This window comes from Ancylobacter polymorphus, assembly GCF_030813495.1.
Classification (GTDB): domain Bacteria; phylum Pseudomonadota; class Alphaproteobacteria; order Rhizobiales; family Xanthobacteraceae; genus Ancylobacter; species Ancylobacter polymorphus.
Genome location: NZ_JAUSUI010000004.1, coordinates 365,933 through 386,261, shown reverse-complemented (window position 1 = coordinate 386,261; position 20,329 = coordinate 365,933). Strand labels below are relative to the sequence as shown.

17 protein-coding genes are annotated in these 20,329 nt (G+C 67.6%); 7 read left to right on the top strand and 10 right to left on the bottom strand.

All coding sequences use genetic code 11. The features are described 5' to 3' along the window. The 3 genes from J2S75_RS11525 to J2S75_RS11515 all read right to left on the bottom strand — a co-directional run bounded on the left by J2S75_RS11525 (position 1) and on the right by J2S75_RS11515 (position 5,496). Positions 1–2,553, bottom strand: a complete 2,553-nt coding sequence (locus J2S75_RS11525; protein ID WP_307019995.1) for an HWE histidine kinase domain-containing protein — start codon at positions 2,551–2,553, stop codon at positions 1–3. A 231-nt stretch (positions 2,554–2,784) separates the two neighbouring features. Continuing rightward, positions 2,785–4,011 (bottom strand): SAM-dependent methyltransferase, encoded by a 1,227-nt coding sequence (locus J2S75_RS11520; RefSeq protein ID WP_307019994.1) that lies wholly within the window; start codon positions 4,009–4,011, stop codon positions 2,785–2,787. Positions 4,012–4,113: 102 nt separating this feature from the next. Beyond that, the gene (locus tag J2S75_RS11515) at positions 4,114–5,496 is read right to left on the bottom strand and encodes a malonyl-CoA decarboxylase (protein ID WP_307019993.1); all 1,383 of its coding nucleotides are present in this window, start codon (positions 5,494–5,496) and stop codon (positions 4,114–4,116) included. A gap of 173 nt (positions 5,497–5,669) precedes the next feature. Between J2S75_RS11515 and J2S75_RS11510 the strand changes: the two genes are divergently transcribed. The 4 genes from J2S75_RS11510 to J2S75_RS11495 all read left to right on the top strand — a co-directional run bounded on the left by J2S75_RS11510 (position 5,670) and on the right by J2S75_RS11495 (position 10,167). Then, the gene (locus tag J2S75_RS11510; protein ID WP_307019992.1) at positions 5,670–6,413 is read left to right on the top strand and encodes a DUF3750 domain-containing protein; all 744 of its coding nucleotides are present in this window, start codon (positions 5,670–5,672) and stop codon (positions 6,411–6,413) included. A 233-nt stretch (positions 6,414–6,646) separates the two neighbouring features. Continuing rightward, a complete protein-coding gene (locus J2S75_RS11505; RefSeq protein ID WP_307019991.1) occupies positions 6,647–7,474 on the top strand; it encodes a lytic murein transglycosylase in 828 nt (275 codons plus the stop codon). 233 nt (positions 7,475–7,707) lie between these two features. Then, entirely contained in the window at positions 7,708–8,424 is a 717-nt protein-coding gene (locus tag J2S75_RS11500) for an outer membrane protein (protein WP_307019990.1), read from the top strand. Positions 8,425–8,535: 111 nt separating this feature from the next. Next, positions 8,536–10,167 carry a GMC family oxidoreductase gene (locus J2S75_RS11495; protein WP_307019989.1) on the top strand — a complete coding sequence of 544 codons (1,632 nt, stop codon included), beginning with the start codon at positions 8,536–8,538 and terminating at the stop codon, positions 10,165–10,167. Between the two features lie 184 nt (positions 10,168–10,351). On the opposite strand, the gene mepA is transcribed toward J2S75_RS11495, so the two are convergent. Together mepA and J2S75_RS11485 are read right to left on the bottom strand one after the other, a co-directional pair. After that, the gene (gene mepA / locus J2S75_RS11490; RefSeq protein WP_307019988.1) at positions 10,352–11,248 is read right to left on the bottom strand and encodes a penicillin-insensitive murein endopeptidase; all 897 of its coding nucleotides are present in this window, start codon (positions 11,246–11,248) and stop codon (positions 10,352–10,354) included. Further along, entirely contained in the window at positions 11,248–12,261 is a 1,014-nt protein-coding gene (locus J2S75_RS11485) for a L,D-transpeptidase (RefSeq protein WP_307019987.1), read from the bottom strand. The genes mepA and J2S75_RS11485 overlap by 1 nt, the downstream gene beginning before the upstream one ends. 165 nt (positions 12,262–12,426) lie before the next feature. On the opposite strand from J2S75_RS11485, the gene J2S75_RS11480 reads away from it, so the two are divergent. After that, positions 12,427–12,810: a PRC-barrel domain-containing protein gene (locus tag J2S75_RS11480; protein ID WP_307019986.1), complete on the top strand. Its 384-nt coding sequence runs from the start codon at positions 12,427–12,429 to the stop codon at positions 12,808–12,810. 82 nt (positions 12,811–12,892) lie between these two features. Here J2S75_RS11480 and J2S75_RS11475 read toward each other — a convergent pair whose 3' ends face one another. Then, positions 12,893–13,342: a hypothetical protein gene (locus tag J2S75_RS11475; RefSeq protein ID WP_307019985.1), complete on the bottom strand. Its 450-nt coding sequence runs from the start codon at positions 13,340–13,342 to the stop codon at positions 12,893–12,895. 132 nt (positions 13,343–13,474) lie between these two features. Next, positions 13,475–15,280 carry a translation elongation factor 4 gene (gene lepA / locus J2S75_RS11470; RefSeq protein WP_307019984.1) on the bottom strand — a complete coding sequence of 602 codons (1,806 nt, stop codon included), beginning with the start codon at positions 15,278–15,280 and terminating at the stop codon, positions 13,475–13,477. 101 nt (positions 15,281–15,381) lie between these two features. On the opposite strand from lepA, the gene J2S75_RS11465 reads away from it, so the two are divergent. Next, entirely contained in the window at positions 15,382–16,017 is a 636-nt protein-coding gene (locus J2S75_RS11465) for an MBL fold metallo-hydrolase (RefSeq protein WP_307019983.1), read from the top strand. Positions 16,018–16,134: 117 nt separating this feature from the next. After that, positions 16,135–16,971 carry an MBL fold metallo-hydrolase gene (locus J2S75_RS11460; protein WP_307019982.1) on the top strand — a complete coding sequence of 279 codons (837 nt, stop codon included), beginning with the start codon at positions 16,135–16,137 and terminating at the stop codon, positions 16,969–16,971. 8 nt (positions 16,972–16,979) lie between these two features. On the opposite strand, the gene J2S75_RS11455 is transcribed toward J2S75_RS11460, so the two are convergent. Genes J2S75_RS11455 through J2S75_RS11445 form a run of 3 tightly spaced genes read right to left on the bottom strand, consistent with a single transcriptional unit; the run spans position 16,980 to position 20,300 of the window. Further along, positions 16,980–18,275: an amidohydrolase family protein gene (locus J2S75_RS11455; protein ID WP_307019981.1), complete on the bottom strand. Its 1,296-nt coding sequence runs from the start codon at positions 18,273–18,275 to the stop codon at positions 16,980–16,982. Between the two features lie 13 nt (positions 18,276–18,288). Next, entirely contained in the window at positions 18,289–19,233 is a 945-nt protein-coding gene (locus J2S75_RS11450) for an ABC transporter permease (RefSeq protein WP_307019980.1), read from the bottom strand. After that, positions 19,233–20,300 (bottom strand): ABC transporter permease, encoded by a 1,068-nt coding sequence (locus tag J2S75_RS11445; protein WP_307019979.1) that lies wholly within the window; start codon positions 20,298–20,300, stop codon positions 19,233–19,235. Before J2S75_RS11445 ends, J2S75_RS11450 begins: the two co-directional genes overlap by 1 nt. Positions 20,301–20,329 lie beyond the last annotated feature (29 nt).

The window sequence follows — 20,329 nt, the reverse complement described above, 5'->3', positions numbered from 1 at the left end:
TTACGCCGCCCGGCGCTCCCAGATCTCGCGCAACGCCTTCATCAGCGGTTCGCTCTCATAAGGCTTGGGCAGCACCGGCACGCCCTCGCAGCCCGCCGGAATCATCGAACGGTCGCCATAGCCGGTGGCGAAGAGGAAGGGCACGCCGAGGCGCTGGAGTTCCTGCGCCACCGGGGCCGAGGTGCCGGCGCCGAGATTGACATCGAGCACCGCCACATCGGGCGTGAAATCCTGCAGCCGGCGCAGCGCCTCGGCGGCGGAAGGCGCCGTCACCACATTGTCGATGCCGGCATCGTTCAGCATCATCTCCACATCCATGGCGATGAGCATCTGGTCTTCCACCAGCAGCACGCCCAGCTCCGACAGCGGCTCCGGCTGCGCCGGGGCGGCGCCGAGATTGTCACCCTCCAACCCCTCCCCCGCCTCGCCCGACGAGGTGGAGATATGGCGGGCAGGCAGGCGCAGATGCGCCACCAGCCCGGCGGGGGCGAATTCCAGCCGGCTGGTGCCGCCGAGATCATAGGGCACGCTGCGCTCGATCAGCGCCATGCCGAAGCCGCGCCTTCCGGTGGCCACCACCTCCGGGCCGCCCTGCTCGCGCCACATCACCTCGCAATCGCCCTCCGGGGTGACGCGCCACGCCACCTCCAGCCGGCCGCCGAGCCGCGAGAGCGCGCCATATTTGGCGGCGTTGGTGGAAAGTTCGTGCAGCACCAGCGCCATGACCGAGAAGGCGCGCGCGTCGAGCCAGACGGTGGGGCCGCTCAGCGTCAGCCGGGACCCGTCGCCGCCATAGGGCGAGAGTTCGGCGCGCAAGAGGTCGCCGAGCGATCCGCCGCCCGCCCCGCGCACCACCTGGTCATGGGCGATGGCCAGCGCCTGCACCCGGCCGCGCAGGCTCTCGACATAATCCTGCGTGCTGCGGCCGTCGCGCAGCGAGTGCTCCACCAGCGACTTAATGACCGCGAGAATGTTCTTCACCCGGTGGTTCAGCTCTTCATTGAGCAGGCGCTGGCGGGTATCGGCCTTGTCGCGCTCATCGGCCATCAGTTCATTATGGCGCAGCACGATTTCCACCAGCGTGGAGCGCGCCGCCTCGGCGATCTCGCGGTCGGCATCGGTCCACGGGCTCGCCTTGCCGCGCACCGTTTCCTTCCAGATGGCGAAGCTCTTGCGCGGGGTCAGCCGGTCGCCGAGCGGGCCGGTCTCATAGGTCTTTTCCGGCCGGCCGGCCCAGTCCAGCGTGTGGACGATCTCTTTGCGGAAGAACAAGAGATAGTCGCGCGGCAGCTGCGACAGCGGCAGCGCCAGCACGCCGGACGCCTCGGCGCAGAACGTTTCCGCGCGCGGCCAGATGGCGGAGAGCTCGTGGCTCGCCCACACCTTGCCCTCGGCCCGCTCGCCGATGAAATTGGCAAGCCCCGGAATGTCCGAGGCCGGAGGCACCGCGCCATCCGCGCTCCACTGCCCGCCGAGCCACAGGCCGATGCCGTCGCAGGGCATCAGCTTGGCGAAGTCGGCGAGATTGGTGCGCAGCAATCCGCCAATATCCTCCTCCTGCGAGGCGAGGCCCAGCACGCGGTCGAGCGCGCGGCGCGCCATGGTGGCGACATCGAGCGTGCGCTTCTGCTTCAGCGCCTGCAGATGCAGGGCGAAGAAGGCGCCGAACATCTCCGCCGCCACCCGCTCCGCCATGGGCAGCACGCGCGGCGCGTAATGATGGCACGCCACCAGCCCCCAGAGCTGGCCGTCGACGATGACGGAAATCGACATGGAGGCGGCCACCCCCATATTGCGCAGATATTCGAGATGGATCGGCGACACCGAGCGCAGATGCGCGAAGGACAGGTCCAGCGGGTCGTCGAGCGGGGTTTCCTCCGGCACCAGCGGGCAGCGCTCGCCATTGGCATCGCCGATGACGCGGACGATGTTGCGGACATAGAGGGAGCGCGCCTGCTGGGGAATGTCGCTGGCGGGGAACCACTGGTGCAGGAAGCTCTCCAGATCCTCGCGCCTGTCCTCGCTCACCACCTGCCCGGCGCCGTCCTCGGCGAACTGGTAGATCATCACCCGGTCATAGCCGAGCAGGCTGCGGATCAGCCGCGAGGAATGTTCGAGCAGCCTGTCGATGTCCTTCTCACCCCGCACCCGGGCGAACATAGAGCGGGCGAGGTCGAGCGCCGGCCCGTCCTCGGCCGAGGCGACCTCGAACTCGATGAGGCTGACGCCCCTGAACACATGGGCGGACACGTCGAACCGCCCGCCGGACGCCAGTTCGACATTGAACAGCAGCGCCGGAGACGACGGGTCCGAACCCCGCGCCAGCGCCTCGCGGATGCGGGTGGCGGCTCGGGAGCCGAGCAGATCGGCGAGATCGCGGCCGATGAGCGGGCCCGACAGCGCGAGCATCTCGGCCGCATTGCTGGAATGGCGCTGCACCACCCCGCCCTGCGGATCGCAGGCGATCAGGCAGCCATGGCACTGCACGCTGCCGGGAATGTGGATCGGCTCGCGATCGCAATTGGAAAGGTCGACGCGCTCACCCACCGACATGAAACGCCCCGGCCTTCGCGCGCGCGGCCGGGCGGCAAGGACCGGAAGCGGGAAGGAACATGCCCGCCGCCAGGGGCTGCGGACCAGGGCGGCGGGGCCGCGAACGGGGCGACGGACGACACAAGGCGAAGGACATGCGGGAACTTCTCAACTTGCACAGGCGGTCAGTAACTACGATGAACGCAATACCCCTCGCCGGGTTCCCCGTTCCGTCCGCCCAATTTCGCCCGTCTAGGGAACCGGCCGCGCCGCCAGCGCCCTTTCGCCATCGGTGATGAAGTCGCGGATAACAGGCACGTCGTCGCGCTCATTGGAGAGCAGCAGCTGGAACACCATGTTCGAGCCATGCAGGAAGCCGAGTTCCACCGCCACGAGGTAGAACTCCCACATGCGGGCGAAGCGCTCGCCCATCATCGCCACCACCTCGCCGCGCTTGGCCTCGAAGTTCTGCCGCCAGTGGCGGATGGTCCAGTAATAGTGCAGGCGCAGGATCTCGCAGTCGGCCGTCCACAGCCCGACCCGCTCCAGCGAGGTGAACACTTCCGACATGGCCGGCACATAGCCGCCGGGGAAGATGTATTTGCGGATGAACGGCGCGGTCGAGCCGGGCGGCGACATGCGGCCGATGGCATGGATCATGGCGAAGCCGCCCGGCGCCAGCAGCCGCTTGATGGTGTTGAAATAGTCGTCGAAATGATTGACGCCGACATGCTCCATCATGCCGACGGAGACGATGCGGTCGAAGCGGCCGGTGAGCTCGCGATAGTCGCGCTCGAAGAAGGTGATGCGGTCGGCGACGCCGGCCGCCTCGGCGCGCTTCTTCGATTCGGCGAGCTGTTCGGTGGCGACGTTGATCGCGGTGACATGCACGCCGAGTTCAGCGAGATAGATGGCGAGCGCGCCCCAGCCCGACCCGATCTCGGCCACCTTCATCCCCGGCTCCAGCTTCAGCTTGGCGGCGATGTGGCGCAGCTTGGCCTCCTGCGCTTCTTCCAGCGAAGCCTCGGGCGTGGGGAAATAGGCGCAGGAATAGATCATGCGCGAATCGAGCCACAGCCGGTAGAACTCGGGCGGGTGGTCGTAATGGCTCTGGGCATTGCTGGCCGAACGGCCCAGCGGGTTGGACTGGTGCCAGCGCTTGAGCGCGCGCCAGGAGCGCCGCAGCGCCTGCTGCACCGGATGCGAGGCGAGGCCGCGCCGGTTGACCGAGAACAGCATGAGGAAATCATAGACGGTGGAGCCGTCCTCGAAGGTCAGCCTTCCGTCCATATAGGCTTCGGCCGAGACGAGCTCGGGGTTGAAGAACAGCTCGCGGTCGAGCTTCTCGTCCTTCAGCCGCATCACCACATTCGGCCCGTCCTCGCCGCTGCCGAAGACGGTGCGCGTGCCATTGGGCTCGATGACCGTCAGCTGGCCCTTATGGACGAACCGCTTGAGGAGATGGGGTAGAAACCGCATGGAACGCTCCGCCTGCACGGCGAGCCCCCGCCGGTCCGCCTTGCGGCATCGGGCATAAGGGCTGCCGCCCTGTCAAGCGCGCGGGGCCGGTGCCGCCTGTCGTTAACCGGCCACCTCGCGCAGCGCCGGCGGCTTCGGCGTCTCCTCGGCGCGGGCGAGTTTGCGCACCTGCGGGCTGGCGACGATGGTGCCGCGATCGAAGAATGCCTCGTGGTTCTTCTCGATGTCCTCGGCGATGTAGCGGTAATTCACCATCAGCCCGTAGGACTGCGCCATGCCGCGCGCCGAGAGGTCGCCGAACGGGTTGAGACGCTCCAGCCGCGCGCCATTGCCGAGGTGGAAGCGCGCCACGGGATCGACCGGCTTTCCCTTCGGCGAGCGTGCGATCAGGAAATAATGCGCCGCCAGCGTCTCGATCACCGGGCGCAGCGCCTCACGCGCCGCAGCCTCGGGCGCCTGCGTGCCCTCAATGCCTGCGAGCGCGGTGCGCTGCTCCGCCGTGAGCACGGTGGAGGCCGGGTCGGCAAGCTGCGCCTCCACCCAGGCGCGGAAGCCGGGCACGGGGGAGAGGGTGACGAACTCCTTCAGATTGGGGAATTCGCGGGAGATTTCCGCCACCACCTGCTTGATGAGGAAATTGCCGAAGCTGACGCCGCCAAGCCCGGTCTGGCAGTTGGAGATGGAATAGAACACGGCCGTGCGTGCGGTCTCCGGCGCCAGCGGCGTGCGGGCGGTGTCGAGGATCGGGGCAATGGCGGAGGGCGTCTCGCGCGTCAGCGCCACTTCGACGAAGATCAGCGGCTCGTCGACCAGTGCGGGATGGAAGAAGGCATAGCAGCGCCGGTCGGGTGAGTCGACGCGGGCGCGCAGATCGTTCCAGTCGCGAATTTCGTGCACCGCCTCGTAGCGGATGATCTTTTCCAGGACATTGGCGGGGGTCGACCAGTCGATCCGGCGCAGCACGAGGAACCCCCGATTGAACCAGGAAGCAAAGAGGTGAACGAAGTCGCGGTCGACCTCGGCGAGGTCGGGGCGGCGCCGCAGGAAACCGAGAAGATCGGCCCGCATCGCCACCAGCCGGGCCGTGGCGCCGGGGGCAAGGTTGAAGCGGCGGATCAGTTCCTGCCGGCGCGGCTCGCTGGCAAAATGAATCTCCGCCACGCTGCGCGCGCCGGGATGGGCGGCGTAGGCCGCCAGCGCCTTGTCCAGCCGGGCGGCATCGGGGCCGAAATCCTGCGCCAAGGTTTCAAAGAAGGCGATGCGCTCGCCGCTGCGCAGCCCGGCATAGGCGGCAAGAATCTCCTGCGCCAGCGCGACGCCGGAGGCTTCCCCCTGCCCGGAGAGCAGCCGCTCGCACAGTTCGGCAACGCTGGCGGTCCGCGCCTCGCCGGTGGACCGGCGCTCGCGGCCGAGATCCAGCAGCGCACGTCCGCGCTCGGCAATGCTGCCGAGAAGCTCGCCGAAGAAGCTGGTTCCGCCGTCCATGCCGCCTCCCCTTTCGAACCGCACGCCGCGCCATCTGACCCCTATGGGGCGACGCGCGCAAGACAGAGCGGGCGCGCGCGGCACCGACATGGACCGCTAGGGCGGACACGTTTTCGCGCGCGGCCGGCGCTTCCCCTTTAAATGCCTAGGCTTGGGAGCCATGTTCGCGGCCGATGCTGAAAGCCCTCCGTCTCATGCTCCTCGGTTTCCTGTTGCTCTTCATCCTGCCGCTCGGCGCGCATGCGCTGGTGCAGTGGCAGACGGCCGACTGGTCGCGCAGTTGGGGCAGCGCCGACTGGTCCAGCACCGGCACGCTGCCGGCGGCCGACGCCCACCCGCAAGCGATGGTGCGCATCTATGCCGCCCGCGTCGGGCGCTGGCGCGGCATCTTCGCCGTGCATAGCTGGATCGTGTTCAAGGAGCCGGGCGCGGGGGCCTATGAGCGCTACGACAAGGTCGGCTGGGGCCGGCCGATCCGGCATAATGGCTATGCACCGGACGGGCGCTGGTATGGCAACGACCCGGAAATCGTGTTCGAGGCGACCGGCGAAGAGGCCGAGCGGCTGATTCCGAAGCTGCGGGCGGCGGTCGCCTCCTATCCCTATGGCAAGGCCGGCGACTACCATGTCTGGCCGGGGCCGAACTCCAACAGCTTCACTGCCCATGTGATCGGGCAGGTGCCGGAACTCGGCGTTACCCTGCCCCCGACAGCCATCGGCAAGGACTATCCCGTCGATGGCGACTGGTTCGGGCTCGCGCCCTCGCGCACCGGCCTCCGGGTGACGCTCGACGGCTATCTCGGGTTCACCGTCGCCTGGGTGGAAGGCATCGAGGTCAATTTCCTCGGCGCCGTCGCCGGGCTCGACCTGCGCCGGCCGGGCATCAAGCTGCCGGGATTCGGCCGCATCGGCATTTGAGGGCCTGCCGGGAGCTTTCTCCTGGCGTCATCCCGGAAGGACCGCAGGTCCTGTCCGGGATCGCTCGGTATCGGGGTGGACGATCCCGGCTCGAAGCCTTCGGCTGCGGCCGGGATGACGGCCTCCCAAGGGATTTTCAAACGGGCCCGCAGTACGCCCGTTGACGCCAAGGTGAAACGACCCGTTCACTCCCCTGCGTCATGCTGGGGCACGGGGTCGCGCGGGAGACGAGGATGATCGCAGGCATGTTCAAGCGGTTCTGGCGGGGTGGCATCGCCGCCCTGTGTCTTGTTCCCGTGGCACTGGCTCCGGCCGGGGCCGCGCCCTGCGGCAATGACGCCTCGGGCTTTTCCGCCTGGCTGCCGGCCTTCAAGCGCGAGGCGCAGGCGCAGGGGATTTCCGCCGGCGCGCTGCGCGCGCTCGACGGCGTGACCTACGACACGACCGTTATCCGGCTCGACCGCAACCAGAAGCATTTCAAGGTGAGCTTCGAGCAGTTCGCCGCCAGCCGCATCAGCGCCGGGCGCATCTCCACCGGCAAGAAGAAGATGCAGCAATACGCCTCCACCCTCGCGCGCATCGAGCAGCGCTATGGCGTGCCCGGCGAGGTGCTGGTGGCGATCTGGGGGCTGGAGACCGATTACGGCGTCAACAAGGGCAAGATGCCGATCCTGCGTTCGCTCGCTACCCTGTCCTATGACTGCCGGCGTTCCGACTTCTTCACCGCGCAGCTCCTCGACGCGCTGCGCATCTACCAGCATGGGGACCTCACCCTCGACGAGATGCGCGGCGCCTGGGCCGGGGAGATCGGCCAGACCCAGTTCCTCGCCTCGTCCTATGTGAAATACGCCGTCGATTTCGACGGCGACGGCCGCGCCGATCTCGTGCGCAGCGCGCCGGACGTGCTGGCCTCCACCGCCAATTATCTGCGCGGCCATGGCTGGCGCCCCGGCGCCGGCTGGGGGCCGGGCGAGCCGAACTATCAGGCTCTGCTCGGCTGGAACAAGGCGGAGGTCTATGTGAAGACCATCGGCCTGTTCGCCAGCAAGCTGAAGCAATAGGCCCGGCCACGCCCGCCCTCGTTGACGGATGACGGACCGGAAGGCGGCAACAGTGATGCCCTAACGTCACGCTGCCTCGTAAACGCGCGGTCGCACGTGTTTCCGGATGGTAATGCTTGACGCCATGGTTGCGAAGGTTCTTCTCTTCACCCGGAGGCAAGGCGAGGCCAACCCTGCCGAAGGCATTGTTCCGCAGGCTTCGTGGGGAGCCGCGACGAACGTTGGGGGACGTCATGAAGGCCTTGGCTATCGCTGCGACGTTGCTTGTTGCCTCGGGGTCCGCTTTCGCGGCGGACCTGCCGCCGGCGCCCGCGCCGGTGCTGAAGGCGGTGGCCTATGTGCCCGCCTTCAGCTGGACCGGCCTCTATCTCGGCGGGCAGGTCGGTTACAGCTGGGGCGATGCCGAAAGCTCGCTCTCCCTGCCCGGATTGCCCGACTACCTCTCCGCCTCCGGCAGCCCGAACGGCGTCTTCGGCGGCGGCTTCGCCGGTTATAATTACCAGTTCGCCTCCAATCTGGTCGTCGGCATCGAGGCGGACATCAATGGCGGGAGTCTGGACTCCTCCGGTTCCGTCTCCTCGATCTTCGGTCCCGCGGCCTGGGAGGTCTCGGCGAAGCACGAGCTGCAATGGTTCGGCTCGGTGCGCGCGCGTGTCGGCTACGCCTTCGACCGGTTCCTGCCTTTCGTGACCGCCGGCTATGCCTTCGGCTCGGTCGAGAGCTCCTTCATGGCGCCGGGCGACCGGGTGTCGCCTTCGGAAAGCGTGTCGGGATGGACGGTCGGCGGCGGGCTCGAATACGCCGTCACCGATAACATCCTGGCCCGTATCGAGTATCGCTACACCGACTATGGCGACGTATCCTCCTTACTTCCCTATTATTCCAATCTGACGGTGAACCAGAGCTACAGCACCAACGACCTTCGTCTTGGCCTGAGCTACAAGTTCTGACGCCCGACGGGGCGACACGGCCCCGACCACAGCGGTTGCGCGGATTTTCACATTGCGGGGGGCGGTGGCGGGCGGCAGGTTGCCGACACCACTTTCCCCCGCAGGTGTTTCATGTCCGCCGTCAGCCCCGCCTCTTCCGAAACCTATGACTACATCGTGGTCGGCGCCGGCTCGGCCGGCTGCGTGCTGGCGAACCGGCTCTCCGCCGACCCGAAGAACCGGGTGCTGGTGCTGGAGGCCGGCGGGCGCGACAACTGGATCTGGTTCCACATCCCGGTCGGCTATCTCTTCGCCATCGGCAACCCGCGCGCCGACTGGTGCTTCAAGACCGAGACGGAAGCCGGGCTGAATGGGCGGGCGCTGAACTACCCGCGCGGCAAGACCCTTGGCGGCTCCTCCGCCATCAATGCCATGATCTATATGCGCGGCCAGGCGGCGGATTACGACCATTGGCGCCAGCTCGGGCTCGACGGCTGGGGCTGGGACGACGTGCTGCCCGTGTTCAAGCGGCATGAGGACCATTATCTCGGCGCGGGCGAATTCCATGGCGGCGGCGGCGAATGGCGGGTGGAGGCGCCGCGCCTTACCTGGAAGCTGCTGGACACGGTGCGGGTGGCGGCCGAACAGGCGGGCATTCCCCCGATTCCGGACTTCAACACCGGCGATAATGAAGGCTCGTCCTATTTCCAGGTGAACCAGAAGCGCGGCTTTCGCTGGAGCGCCGCGCGCGGCTTCCTGAAACCCGTGCTCTCCCGCCCCAATCTGCGGCTGGAAACCTCCTGCCACACCGAGCGGGTGCTGATCGAGGACGGCCGCGCCGCCGGCGTGGTCTACCGGCAGAACGGCGTCACCAAGGTGGCGCGGGCGCAGGGCGAGGTGATCCTCGCCGCCGGCGCCATCGGCTCGCCGCATCTGCTCAAGCTCTCCGGCATCGGGCCGGGCGAGGAGCTGGCACGCCATGGAATCGCCGTGGCGCGCGCACTCCCCGGCGTCGGCGCCAATCTGCAGGACCATCTGCAATTGCGGATGATCTACAAGGTGTCCGGCGTGCCGACGCTGAACGAACAGTACCATTCGCTGTTCGGCCGGGCGAAGATGGGGCTCGACTTCGCCCTGTTCCAGCGCGGGCCGCTGACCATGGCGCCTTCGCAGCTCGGCATCTTCACCCGCTCGCGTGCCGAGCTGGAACGTGCCGACCTCGAATTCCACGTTCAGCCGCTCTCGCTCGGCAAATTCGGCGAGCCGCTGCACAATTTCCCCGCCTTCACCATGAGCGTGTGCAATCTGCGCCCCACAAGCCGGGGCACGCTGACGCTGGCGAGCGCCGACAGCGCCACCCCCCCGCGCATCCAGCCGAACTATCTCGCCACCGAAGAGGACCGGCGCGTCGCCGCCGACAGCCTGCGCACCGGACGGCGCATCGTCCGCCAGAAGGCGCTGGCGCCCTTCGCCCCGGAGGAGTTTCTGCCCGGCCCGTCCATCGACGACAGCGAGGAGGCGCTGGCCCGCGCCGCCGGGGATATCGGCACCACCATCTTCCATCCGGTCGGCACGGCGAAGATGGGCCTTGCCTCCGACCCGCTGGCGGTGGTGGATTCGCGGCTGCGTGTTTTCGGTGTTCGCGGCCTGCGCGTCGCCGACGCCTCGATCATGCCGACCATCGTCTCCGGCAACACCAATTCGCCGACCATCATGATCGCGGAGAAGGCGGCGGGGATGATCCTCGCGGACGGGCGGGGGTAGTTGCCGGTCCTTCCGGTAAGACCGGATCACTCTCCCTCTTCCCGCTGGGGAGAGGTGGCCCGCGAAGCGGGTCGGTGAGAGGCCACGATCCGGCAAGCTTCAGATTCCTCTCACCCCACCCCTCTCCCCGACGGGGAGAGGGAGCGATGACCTTCATGTGCGCCGGCAGCCTTGCCGAGATCTCCTACGGCGCCAGCACCACCTGCCGGCAGGCGTCGGGCAGGTCTTTCATCAGCATGGGCGGCTTGGGCTTGGGCGGGGTCGCCGGAGGCTTGGGGTGGAGATTGGCGTCGGAGAACCACCAGTCGAGCTCCGGCCCGCAGCCCTCGCCCGGCGTCACCGGATCCTGCGGGCGGCAGTCCTTCGCCCCTTCCGGGCAGGAGAGCCGCACATGCATGTGGTAGTCGTGCCCCCAATAGGGCCGCACTTTCTGCAGCCAGGCGCGGTCGCCCTTCGCATCCCGGCACAGCGCCTTCTTGATCGCGGCGTTGACCAGCACGCGCTCGACCTCCGGGTCCTGCGCCGCCGCCTTGATGACGGCGACGTGCGATTGCGTCCACACCGCCGCATCCACATCGAGCCGGTCTTTCCGCACGATCATGGTGGCGGCGACCTTCTCGCGCTCGTCGCGAGTGAATTCGCGCTTCGGCATCGGGGTCAGCCAGATGTCGGCGTCGAGGCCGATCTGGTGCGAGGCATGGCCGGTGAGCATCGGCCCGCCGCGCGGCTGCGACATGTCCCCCACCAGTATGCCCGGCCATTGCGAGACGCCGGGCACGGCGGCGGCGAAGCGCTCCAGGAAGGCGATGAGGTTCGGATGGCCCCAATTGCGGTTGCGCGACAGGCGCATCGCCTGCCAGGTCGCGCCATTGACCGGCAGCGCCTGCGCGCCGGCGAGGCAGCCCTTGGAATAGAAGCCGATGGCGCGGGCTTCCAGCGGCGCCGGCGCCTTGGCCGCGCCGAAGACCTGCTTGGCCGGCAGCGTGTCGAGCCGGCCGGCCTCCGGCGTCTGCCCCTGCGCCGCGCCCGCCGCGAGGACAAGGGCCAGCGCGGCGAGCCCCGCGCGCCGCAGCCGCCGCATCAGTTCGCCGCCTGCGAGAGGATGACGAAGTCCTTGTCCGAGCGCGTGTCCGGCTTGGCGGAAAGCTCGGTGACGAACAGGGTGGAGCCGGGCACCAGCAGCTTGGCCAGTTGCTGGTTGGCGCTCGCCGCCACGGTCACGCGGTCGATGGCGGCGGCGGCCTTGCCCCCCGTCGCGCCATAGCCCTCGAAGGACAGCGCCGTCCACGACACCTCGCCGCCGACATTCTTCAGGACATAGACGACATTGCCGAGCGGGGTCTGCGGGTCGCGGATCGTCACCGGGGCGGTGAACGCCACCGCGCTGTCCTTGAGCACGGTCAGCGCCATGTCGGCCTGGCTGACGATCATCGTCACCGCGTCCTGCGCCGGGTCGGGCGCCGCCTCGGTGTCGGGCGTGCCGTTGCTATTCTTGGGGTCGGCCTTGGCGATCGCCGCCGTGGCATCGGCCGGCAGCACGAGGCCGGGATGCAGCACATCCACCGGCTCGGAATGCGAGTCGGCGATAATCACCGGCGTGCCGTAATGGGTGATGGAAAACAGCAGCTTGGCGAAGTCGAGCGGCAGGTGCACGCAGCCATGCGAGGACGGGTAGCCCGGCAGCCCGCCCGCATGCAGCGCCACCCCGGACCAGGTGAGCATTTCCGTATAGGGCATGGAGGCGTCGTTATAGAGCGAGGAATGGTGGTCGACATCCTTCTCAAGGATGACGAACACGCCGACCGGGGTTTCGTGCCCTTCCCGCCCGGTCGAGACGGTGGAGACGCCGATGCGCACACCGTTGCGGTAGACATAGCAGCGCTGGTCCGGCAGCGAGACGATGATGGCGACGAAGCCCTCCGGCGCGCGGTCGGGAAACCAGGCGAACTGGCCGGGCTTCAGTTTGTCCACCTCGGTCTCGGCCACCTGCTGCGCCTGCGCCGGCCAGCCTCCGGCCGCCGTCAGCAGGGCCGCCGCGCCGCCCAACAGCACCGCGCGGCGATCCGCGCGCCAGCCGCTCGTCCCGTCCGTCATGGTGATTCTCCCTGTGCTGAAGCCGGCGCGACGATATCGGGCACCGGGTGCCCACGCCAACCGCCGATTTCTGGTCGCATCGCCCCACACGCCGCCGGCGACGCGGAGGAACCGGGGCGGGCTCAAGCCGTTGACAGAACGAGACTGTCAACATGGGAGGCCAACATGCAGACGACGCAGCAGAATGTCGACGCGCGCGAGACCCGCACGCTGATCGGCAGCGACAAGGTGGAAGGCACGGCGGTCTACCGCCCGAATGGCGAGCGGATCGGCGGCATCGAGCGGGTGATGATCGACAAGCTGACCGGCCAGACCGCCTATGCGGTGATGAGCTTCGGCGGCTTCCTCGGCTTCGGCGAGGACTATTACCCGCTGCCCTGGTCGCTGCTCAAATATGACGAGACCCTCGACGGCTATGTCGTGGATCTCACCGAGGAGCAGCTGACAGGCGCCCCGCACCATGCCAGTTCCGACGACCGTTCATGGTCGGAGCGCGACTGGGGCCGCAAGGTCGATGATTATTACAACGTGCCGCCCTACGTCATCTGACGCGGCGGCGCGACAGTCACACATCTCCGCGGCCGGGCTCGACGCCCGGCCGCGTTGCTTTCAGAGGTTCGCCCTCCGGATTTCACTCGGTGATGACAAGCACGACGTTGTGCTTCGTGACGCCGGCGACGGGCGTTGCGAAGAAACTGCCGACGGGAAGACAGGACAAATCAGCGAAATTCGGATCGAACACGTCGGAGAGGTCGATATAACTTCCATGAACCTGCAACTGCCCGCCGCCGGGATCGGCGCCGAGACCCGTGCCGCCGAGCGTGATGCCGTCACCGTCATAGCCGCCCCCGGCGTCCAGCGGCAGCGACTGGGAGGTGGTCTGCGTCACGCCGCCGACCGTTTCCATGACGCTGTTCAAGGTCTGGACCACCATGGCGCTATCGGTTTCATTTGTTAGCTGGCCGATGGGAAGAGACCAATTATACGAAATTCCCACCGTACCGACGATGGTCCCCGGACCACCATCGCCACCGGAAATGGATGCCGACGCAGAGTTCTTGCTGACCGTAATCGTAATCACTGTTAGCCCCCCGTTTATTTTCCGTAACTAATACGCACACGAACGAATTGCCCTTAGCGCAAAAACGTTCGGACATTCAGCGTATCAGCATTTACGGAAATAACGAGCCGATCGCGGCGCGTCGGGTGCGACTCAGTCGTCGACCTTCAGCGCGGCGATGAAGGCTTCCTGCGGAATCTCGACGCGGCCGAACTGGCGCATCTTCTTCTTGCCTTCCTTCTGCTTCTCCAGAAGCTTGCGCTTACGCGTGATGTCGCCGCCATAGCATTTGGCGGTCACGTCCTTGCGCAGCGCGCGGATGGTTTCGCGGGCAATGATCTTGGCGCCGATCGAGGCCTGGATCGGAATCTGGAACAGATGCTGCGGGATCAGGTCCTTCAGCTTCTCGCACATGGCGCGGCCGCGATATTCGGCGCGGGTGCGGTGCACCAGCATGGAGAGCGCGTCCACCGGCTCGGCATTGACCAGGATCGACATCTTCACGAGGTCGCCGACGCGGTAATCGGTGATGTGGTAGTCGAACGAGGCGTAGCCCTTGGAGATCGACTTCAGCCGGTCGTAGAAGTCGAACACCACCTCGTTCAGCGGCAGGTCATAGGTCAGCATGGCGCGTGCGCCGACATAGGTCAGCTCGATCTGGCTGCCGCGCCGGTCCTGGCACAGCTTGATCACCGAGCCGAGATAGTCGTCCGGGGTGAGGATGGTGGCGCGGATCCACGGCTCGCGGATTTCCTTGATCTTCACCACATCCGGCATGTCGGCGGGATTGTGCAGTTCCAGCACGCTGCCGTCGTTCATCTCGATCTCGTAGATGACCGAGGGGGCGGTGGCGATCAGGTCGAGATTGAACTCGCGCTCCAGCCGCTCCTGGATGATTTCCAGATGCAGCAGGCCGAGGAAGCCGCAGCGGAAGCCGAAGCCGAGCGCGGCGCTGGTTTCCATCTCGAAGGAGAAGCTGGCATCGTTGAGGCGCAGCTTGCCCATGGCGGCGCGCAGATCCTCGAAATCGGCGGCGTCGACCGGGAACAGGCCGCAGAACACCACCGGCTGCGCCGGCTTGAAGCCCGGCAGCGCCTCGGCGGTGGGGCGCTTTTCCTCGGTGATGGTATCGCCGACGCGCGTATCCGCCACTTCCTTGATCGAGCCGGTGAGGAAGCCGATCTCGCCGGTGCCGAGTTCCGACATCACGGTGAGCTTGGGCGTGAACACGCCGACGCGGTCGACCTCGTAGACGGCGCCGGTCTGCATCATCTTGATGCGCTGGCCCTTCTTCATCACGCCGTCGACGATGCGCACCAGCACGACGACGCCGAGATAGACATCGTACCAGCTATCCACCAGCAGCGCCTTCAGCGGCGCCTCGCGGTCGCCCTTGGGCGGCGGCAGGCGGGTGACGATGGCTTCCAGCACGTCCGGGATGCCGATGCCGGTCTTGGCCGAGATGAGGATGGCATCGGACGCATCGAGGCCGATCACGTCCTCGATCTGCGCCTTCACCTTTTCCGGCTCGGCGGCCGGCAGGTCGACCTTGTTGAGGACCGGCACGATCTCGTGATTATTGTCGATGGCCTGATAGACATTGGCCAGCGTCTGCGCCTCGACGCCCTGGGAGGCGTCGACCACCAGGAGCGAGCCCTCGACGGCGGCGAGCGAGCGGTTCACCTCATAGGCGAAGTCGACATGGCCGGGCGTGTCGATGAGGTTGAGCACATAATCCTGCCCGTCCTTGGCCTTGTAGGACAGGCGCACCGTCTGCGCCTTGATGGTGATGCCGCGCTCGCGCTCGATATCCATATTGTCGAGCACCTGCTCGGACATCTCGCGTTCCGACAATCCGCCGGTGATCTGGATCAGGCGGTCGGCAAGGGTCGACTTCCCATGGTCGATATGGGCGACGATGGAGAAGTTGCGGATGTTGGAAATCGGCTCGGTGCTCATGCCGGGCGGGATAGCATTGGCGCCGTTACGCCACAAGGCGCCGCCTTGCGTGGCGGGGCGTGTTCGACCACATTCGCGCCGCCTGTCGCCAAGGAGCCCCCATGCCCGAACTCAAGGTCGCCCTCGTTCCCGTCACTCCGTTCCAGCAGAACTGCTCCATCGTCTGGGACGAGACCACCAAGCGGGGCGCGGTGATCGACCCGGGCGGCGACCTGCCGCGCATTCTCGCCGCGCTGGAGGAACTGGAAGTCACGGCCGAGAAGATCGTGCTCACCCATGGCCATATCGACCACGCCGCCGGCGCGGCGGAACTGGCGGAAACGCTGAAGATTCCGGTGGAAGGCCCGCATAAGGGCGACAAGTTCCTGCTCGACAACCTGCCCGCCGATGGCGAGCGCACCGGCATTCCCGGCCGGGTGGTGACGCCGGACCGCTGGCTGGAGGAAGGCCAGACGGTCGATATTGGCGGCGTGGTGTTCGAGGTGCTGCATGTGCCCGGCCACACGCCCGGCCATATCGTGCTGGTCAACCGCGACAACCGCCTCGCCATTGTCGGCGACACGCTGTTCCAGCGCTCGGTGGGCCGCACCGATTTCCCCTATGGCGACGGGCCGCTGCTCATCAAGGGCATCAAGGAGAAGATCCTGCCGCTCGGCGACGCCTTCACCGTGCTGCCGGGCCATGGCAGCGCCACCAATATCGCGCTGGAAAAGCGCACCAATCCGTTCCTGCGCTGAGCCGCCCGGCCGGAGGGCGGCCGTGACCGGCCACGGCCGCACCGCCACGGAACTGTGACTCGCCCTGACGCAAGGGAGGGCTGATGATGCTCCGGACGCCAGCCCGGAGCCCCGCCCATGCCGTGCCCCCTGCCGCGTATCGCCGCTCTCGGCTCCGCCCTGCTCCTCGGCCTCGCCGCGCTCATCGCCGCGAGCCCCGCCCACGCCCAGGCGGAACGCTGCCCGAAGCTGGTGGCGGAGAACCCGTTTCTGCAGCGCCTCGCGCCGCGCGCCCTGCCCGCCGCCTATGTGGGCCCGCGCCAGGTGGGGCTGACCTATATCGGCCACTCCACCTTTCTCATCGAGACCGCCGGCGGGGTGACGGTGGCGACCGACTATAATGACTATGTCCGCCCCTCCGTGGTGCCGCGCGTCGCCACCATGAACCGGGCGCACTCCACCCATTATTCGCTGAACCCCGATCCCGGTATCGAATATGTGCTCAAGGGCTGGCGCGAAGACCGCGAGCCGGCGCGCTACGATCTCGACATCGGCGACCTCTGGGTCGGCAATCTGCCGACCAATATCCGCGACTGGCAGGGCGAGACGATCCGCAACGGCAATTCGATCTTCGTCTTCCGCGCCGCCGATCTGTGCATCGCCCATCTCGGCCATCTGCACCACACGCTCACGCAAGAGGATATCGGCGCGCTCGGCCGGCTCGATGTGGTGCTGGCGCCGGTCGATGGCAGCTACACGCTCGACATTGACGGCGTGATCGAGGTGCTGAAAGCGCTGGAAGTCCCCGTCATCATCCCGATGCACTATTTCAACGAGGGCACGCTGAACCACTTCCTCACCCGCTTCGCCGGGCGGGACTATGCGATCGAGCGACGCGAGAGCCCGGAACTCGTGCTCTCGCGCGCGACGCTGCCGAAAAAGCCGACGGTGATCGTGCTGCCGCCGGGCGGGTGAGGCGGGCGTCAGCCCGCCGCCACCGGCGCATAGGCGGCCGGATCGACCAGCCCCGGCCGGCCGGGCAGATCGAGCACAGAGACACGCGGCATGCCCTCGGCGATCACCCGGCCGCGCCGCACCACGAACATCCGCACCGCCTTCAGCCGGATCGCCTCGATCGCATCGGCCGCCTGCAGCAGCACGAAATCGGCGTTGCAGCCGGGCGCGAGGCCGTAGCCCTCCAGCCCTATGATCGCCGCCGGATTGGTGGTGACGGCTTCCAGGCACCAGGTCATCGCTTCGCGCGAGGTCATCTGGCCGACATGCAGCGCCATATGCGCCACTTCCAGCATGTCGCCGGAGCCGAGCGAGTACCAGGGGTCCATCACGCAGTCATGGCCGAAGGCGACATTCACGCCGGCCGCGCGCAGCTCCGGCACCCGGGTCATGCCCCGCCGCTTCGGGTAGGTGTCGTGCCGGCCCTGCAAGGTGATGTTGATCAGCGGATTGGCGATGGCGTGCACGCCCGCTTCCGCGATCAGCGGAATGAGCTTGGAGACATAGTAATTGTCCATGGAGTGCATGGAGGTGAGGTGCGACCCCGCCACCCGGCCCTGCAGCCCCAGGCGCTGGGTTTCATAGGCCAGCGTTTCGATATGGCGCGAGAGGGGATCGTCGCTCTCGTCGCAATGGATATCGACCCGCAGCCCGCGCGCGGCGGCGATCTCGCACAGCGCCTTCAGCGAGGCTGCGCCATCGGCCATGCTGCGCTCGAAATGCGGGATGCCGCCGACCACGTCGACGCCCATGTCGAGCGCGCGGTCGAGATTCTCCGCCGCATTCGGCGAGCGGTAATAGCCGTCCTGCGGGAAGGCGACGAGTTGCAGGTCGATATAGTCCTTCACCCGCTCCTTCACGTCGAGCAGCGCCTCGACCGCCAGCAGCCGGTCGTCGCAGATGTCGACATGGGAGCGGATGGCGAGCAGGCCCTGGCTCACCGCGAGGTCGCAATAGCGCAGCGCCCGCTCGATCACCGCCTCATGCGTCAGCAGCGGCTTCAGCTCGCCCCACAGCGCGATGCCTTCCAGCAGCGTGCCGGACTGGTTGAGCCGCGGCAGGCCAAGCGAGAGCGTGGCGTCCATGTGGAAATGCGCATCGACAAAGGGCGGCGTGACCAGCCGGCCATCCGCCTCGATGACGCGCCCGGCCTCGGCCTCGATGCCCGGCTCGACGGCGGTGATGCGGCCGCCCTCGCAGGCGATGTCCATGCCGGCGCGCCCATCCGGCAGGCGGGCATTCTTGACGAGAAGGTCGATGCTCATGGGAACTCCAGACTCACCTTTGGCCCTTGAAATAGGGCTTCATCAGCGCGCGCGGGTAATCCGCGCGGCGGGCGACCAGCACCAGCGCGGCGATGGAGAAGATATAGGGCAGCATGAGGAAAATCTGGCTCGGCACCACGCCACCGGCGATGGTCTGCACCCGCAGCTGATAGGCGTCGAGCGCGCCGAACAGCAGGGCGCCCAGCAGCGCCTTGCCCGGCCGCCAGGAGGCGAAGACGGTGAGCGCGATGCACACCCAGCCGCGCCCGTTGATCATGCCGAAATAGAAGGCGTTGAAGGCGGATAAAGTGAGAAACGCCCCGCCCAGCGCCATCAGCGCCGAGCCGGCCATGACCGCGCCGATGCGCAGCCCGACGACGGAAAGCCCCTGCGCTTCCACCGCTTCCGGATTGTCGCCCACCGCCCGGAGCGCGAGGCCGAGCGGCGTGCGGGCAAGCACGAAGGCGAGCCCGCCGACACAGGCAAAGGCCAGCACGGTGAAGCCGGTCTGCTGCGCGAGGATCGGCCCGATGAAGGGCAACTCCCCCAGCACCGGCACGTCGAGCGGGGCGAAAGGTTCGATGCGCGGCGGCGTCGCCACATTGGGAAAGGCCACGCGGTAGCCGAAATAGGCGAGCGAGGTGGCGAGCAGCGTCACCCCGATGCCGGTGACGTGCTGCGACAAGCCGAGCGGCACGGTGAGCACGCCGTGCAGCAGCCCGAACGCCGCCCCCACGCCGGCCGCGACCAGAACCCCGCCCCAGAGCGGCAGGCCGAGATAGACCGCCAGCCAGCCCGACAGCGCGCCGGCGACGAAGATGCCCTCAATGCCGAGATTGAGCACCCCGGCCCGCTCGCACAGCAGCGCGCCGAGCACGCCGAAGATCAGCGGCGTGGCGATGCGCAGCGTCGCGGCCCAGAAATTGGCCTGGGTGAGAATATCCAGCGCCTCCCACATCAGGCGGTCCCCCGGCGGACGAAGACGATGCGAAAGCGCGTCAGCAGCCCGCCGACCAGCACGCTGAGCAGGGCGAAGGCGACGACGAGATCGGCGAGATAGTTGGAGACGCCGATGGCCCGGCTCATCGAATCCGCGCCGACGAACACGCCGGCGACGAAGATCGCGGCGGGAATGACGCCGAGCGGCGAGAGATTGGCCAGCGTCGCCACCACGATGCCGGCATAGCCGAAACCGGGCGAGAGGTCGGCGGTCAGATAGCCCTTCAGCCCCGCGACCTCGCTCGCCCCGGCAAGGCCCGCGAGCCCGCCGGAGAGCAGGCCGACCAGCGCCATCGCCTTGCCCACGGGCAGGCCGGCATAGCGCGCGGCGCGGGCATTCTCGCCCACCGCCCGCAAGCGGAAGCCCCAGACGGTGCGGGTGATGAAGATGTGCAGCCCCACCGCGGCGAGTATGGCGAGCACCAGCCCCCAATGCAGGCGCCAGCCGGCGACCAGCTTGGGCAGTGTCGCCTCATCCAGCACCGGCGCCGATTGCGGCCAGCCGAGCGCCATCTCGTCCTTCATCGGCCCTTCCAGCATCATCTGCACGAACAGGAGCACGATGAAATTGAGCAGCAGCGTCACCACCACCTCGTCGGCGCCGAAGCGGGTCTTGAACAGCACCGGCACCAGCAGCAGAACCGCCCCGGCCAGCGCGGCGCCGATCAGCACCAAAGGCACCAGCACATAGGCCGGCGCCTCGATCAGCCCGGCGCCCAGCGCCACGGTGGCGAGCGCCCCGGCATAGAGCTGGCCCTCGGCGCCGATGTTCCACAGCTTGGCGCGGAAGGCGACGGCGGCGGCGAGGCCGGTGAAGATGAGCGGCGTCGCCCGCGTCAGCGTTTCCGCCAGGGCGAAGCCGTTGCCGGCCGCGCCCTGCGCCATCAGGGCGAAGGCGGTGAAGACCGGGGCGCCGGTGAGCGCCAGCGGAATGGCGGTGAGCGCCAGCGCCGCCAGCCCGGCGCCGATGGAGACGGCAAGGGTGAGCCAGAGCGGGGTGCGGGCGCGGGGCACGAAGCGGATCATGCGGAGGCTCCGGGCAGGGACTTCATGGC

Bases quoted from the DNA above. Each gene is read 5' to 3' on its own strand.
- J2S75_RS11495 (WP_307019989.1), top strand. From the start codon at position 8,536: ATGTCCGCCGTCAGCCCCGCCTCTTCCGAAACCTATGACTACATCGTG.
- J2S75_RS11520 (WP_307019994.1), bottom strand. From the start codon at position 4,011: ATGCGGTTTCTACCCCATCTCCTCAAGCGGTTCGTCCATAAGGGCCAG.
- mepA (WP_307019988.1), bottom strand. From the start codon at position 11,248: ATGCGGCGGCTGCGGCGCGCGGGGCTCGCCGCGCTGGCCCTTGTCCTC.
- J2S75_RS11525 (WP_307019995.1), bottom strand. From the start codon at position 2,553: ATGTCGGTGGGTGAGCGCGTCGACCTTTCCAATTGCGATCGCGAGCCG.
- J2S75_RS11480 (WP_307019986.1), top strand. From the start codon at position 12,427: ATGCAGACGACGCAGCAGAATGTCGACGCGCGCGAGACCCGCACGCTG.
- J2S75_RS11445 (WP_307019979.1), bottom strand. From the start codon at position 20,300: ATGATCCGCTTCGTGCCCCGCGCCCGCACCCCGCTCTGGCTCACCCTT.
- J2S75_RS11515 (WP_307019993.1), bottom strand. From the start codon at position 5,496: ATGGACGGCGGAACCAGCTTCTTCGGCGAGCTTCTCGGCAGCATTGCC.
- J2S75_RS11460 (WP_307019982.1), top strand. From the start codon at position 16,135: ATGCCGTGCCCCCTGCCGCGTATCGCCGCTCTCGGCTCCGCCCTGCTC.
- J2S75_RS11485 (WP_307019987.1), bottom strand. From the start codon at position 12,261: ATGACGGACGGGACGAGCGGCTGGCGCGCGGATCGCCGCGCGGTGCTG.
- J2S75_RS11505 (WP_307019991.1), top strand. From the start codon at position 6,647: ATGATCGCAGGCATGTTCAAGCGGTTCTGGCGGGGTGGCATCGCCGCC.
- J2S75_RS11465 (WP_307019983.1), top strand. From the start codon at position 15,382: ATGCCCGAACTCAAGGTCGCCCTCGTTCCCGTCACTCCGTTCCAGCAG.
- J2S75_RS11510 (WP_307019992.1), top strand. From the start codon at position 5,670: ATGCTGAAAGCCCTCCGTCTCATGCTCCTCGGTTTCCTGTTGCTCTTC.
- J2S75_RS11500 (WP_307019990.1), top strand. From the start codon at position 7,708: ATGAAGGCCTTGGCTATCGCTGCGACGTTGCTTGTTGCCTCGGGGTCC.
- J2S75_RS11450 (WP_307019980.1), bottom strand. From the start codon at position 19,233: ATGTGGGAGGCGCTGGATATTCTCACCCAGGCCAATTTCTGGGCCGCG.
- lepA (WP_307019984.1), bottom strand. From the start codon at position 15,280: ATGAGCACCGAGCCGATTTCCAACATCCGCAACTTCTCCATCGTCGCC.
- J2S75_RS11455 (WP_307019981.1), bottom strand. From the start codon at position 18,275: ATGAGCATCGACCTTCTCGTCAAGAATGCCCGCCTGCCGGATGGGCGC.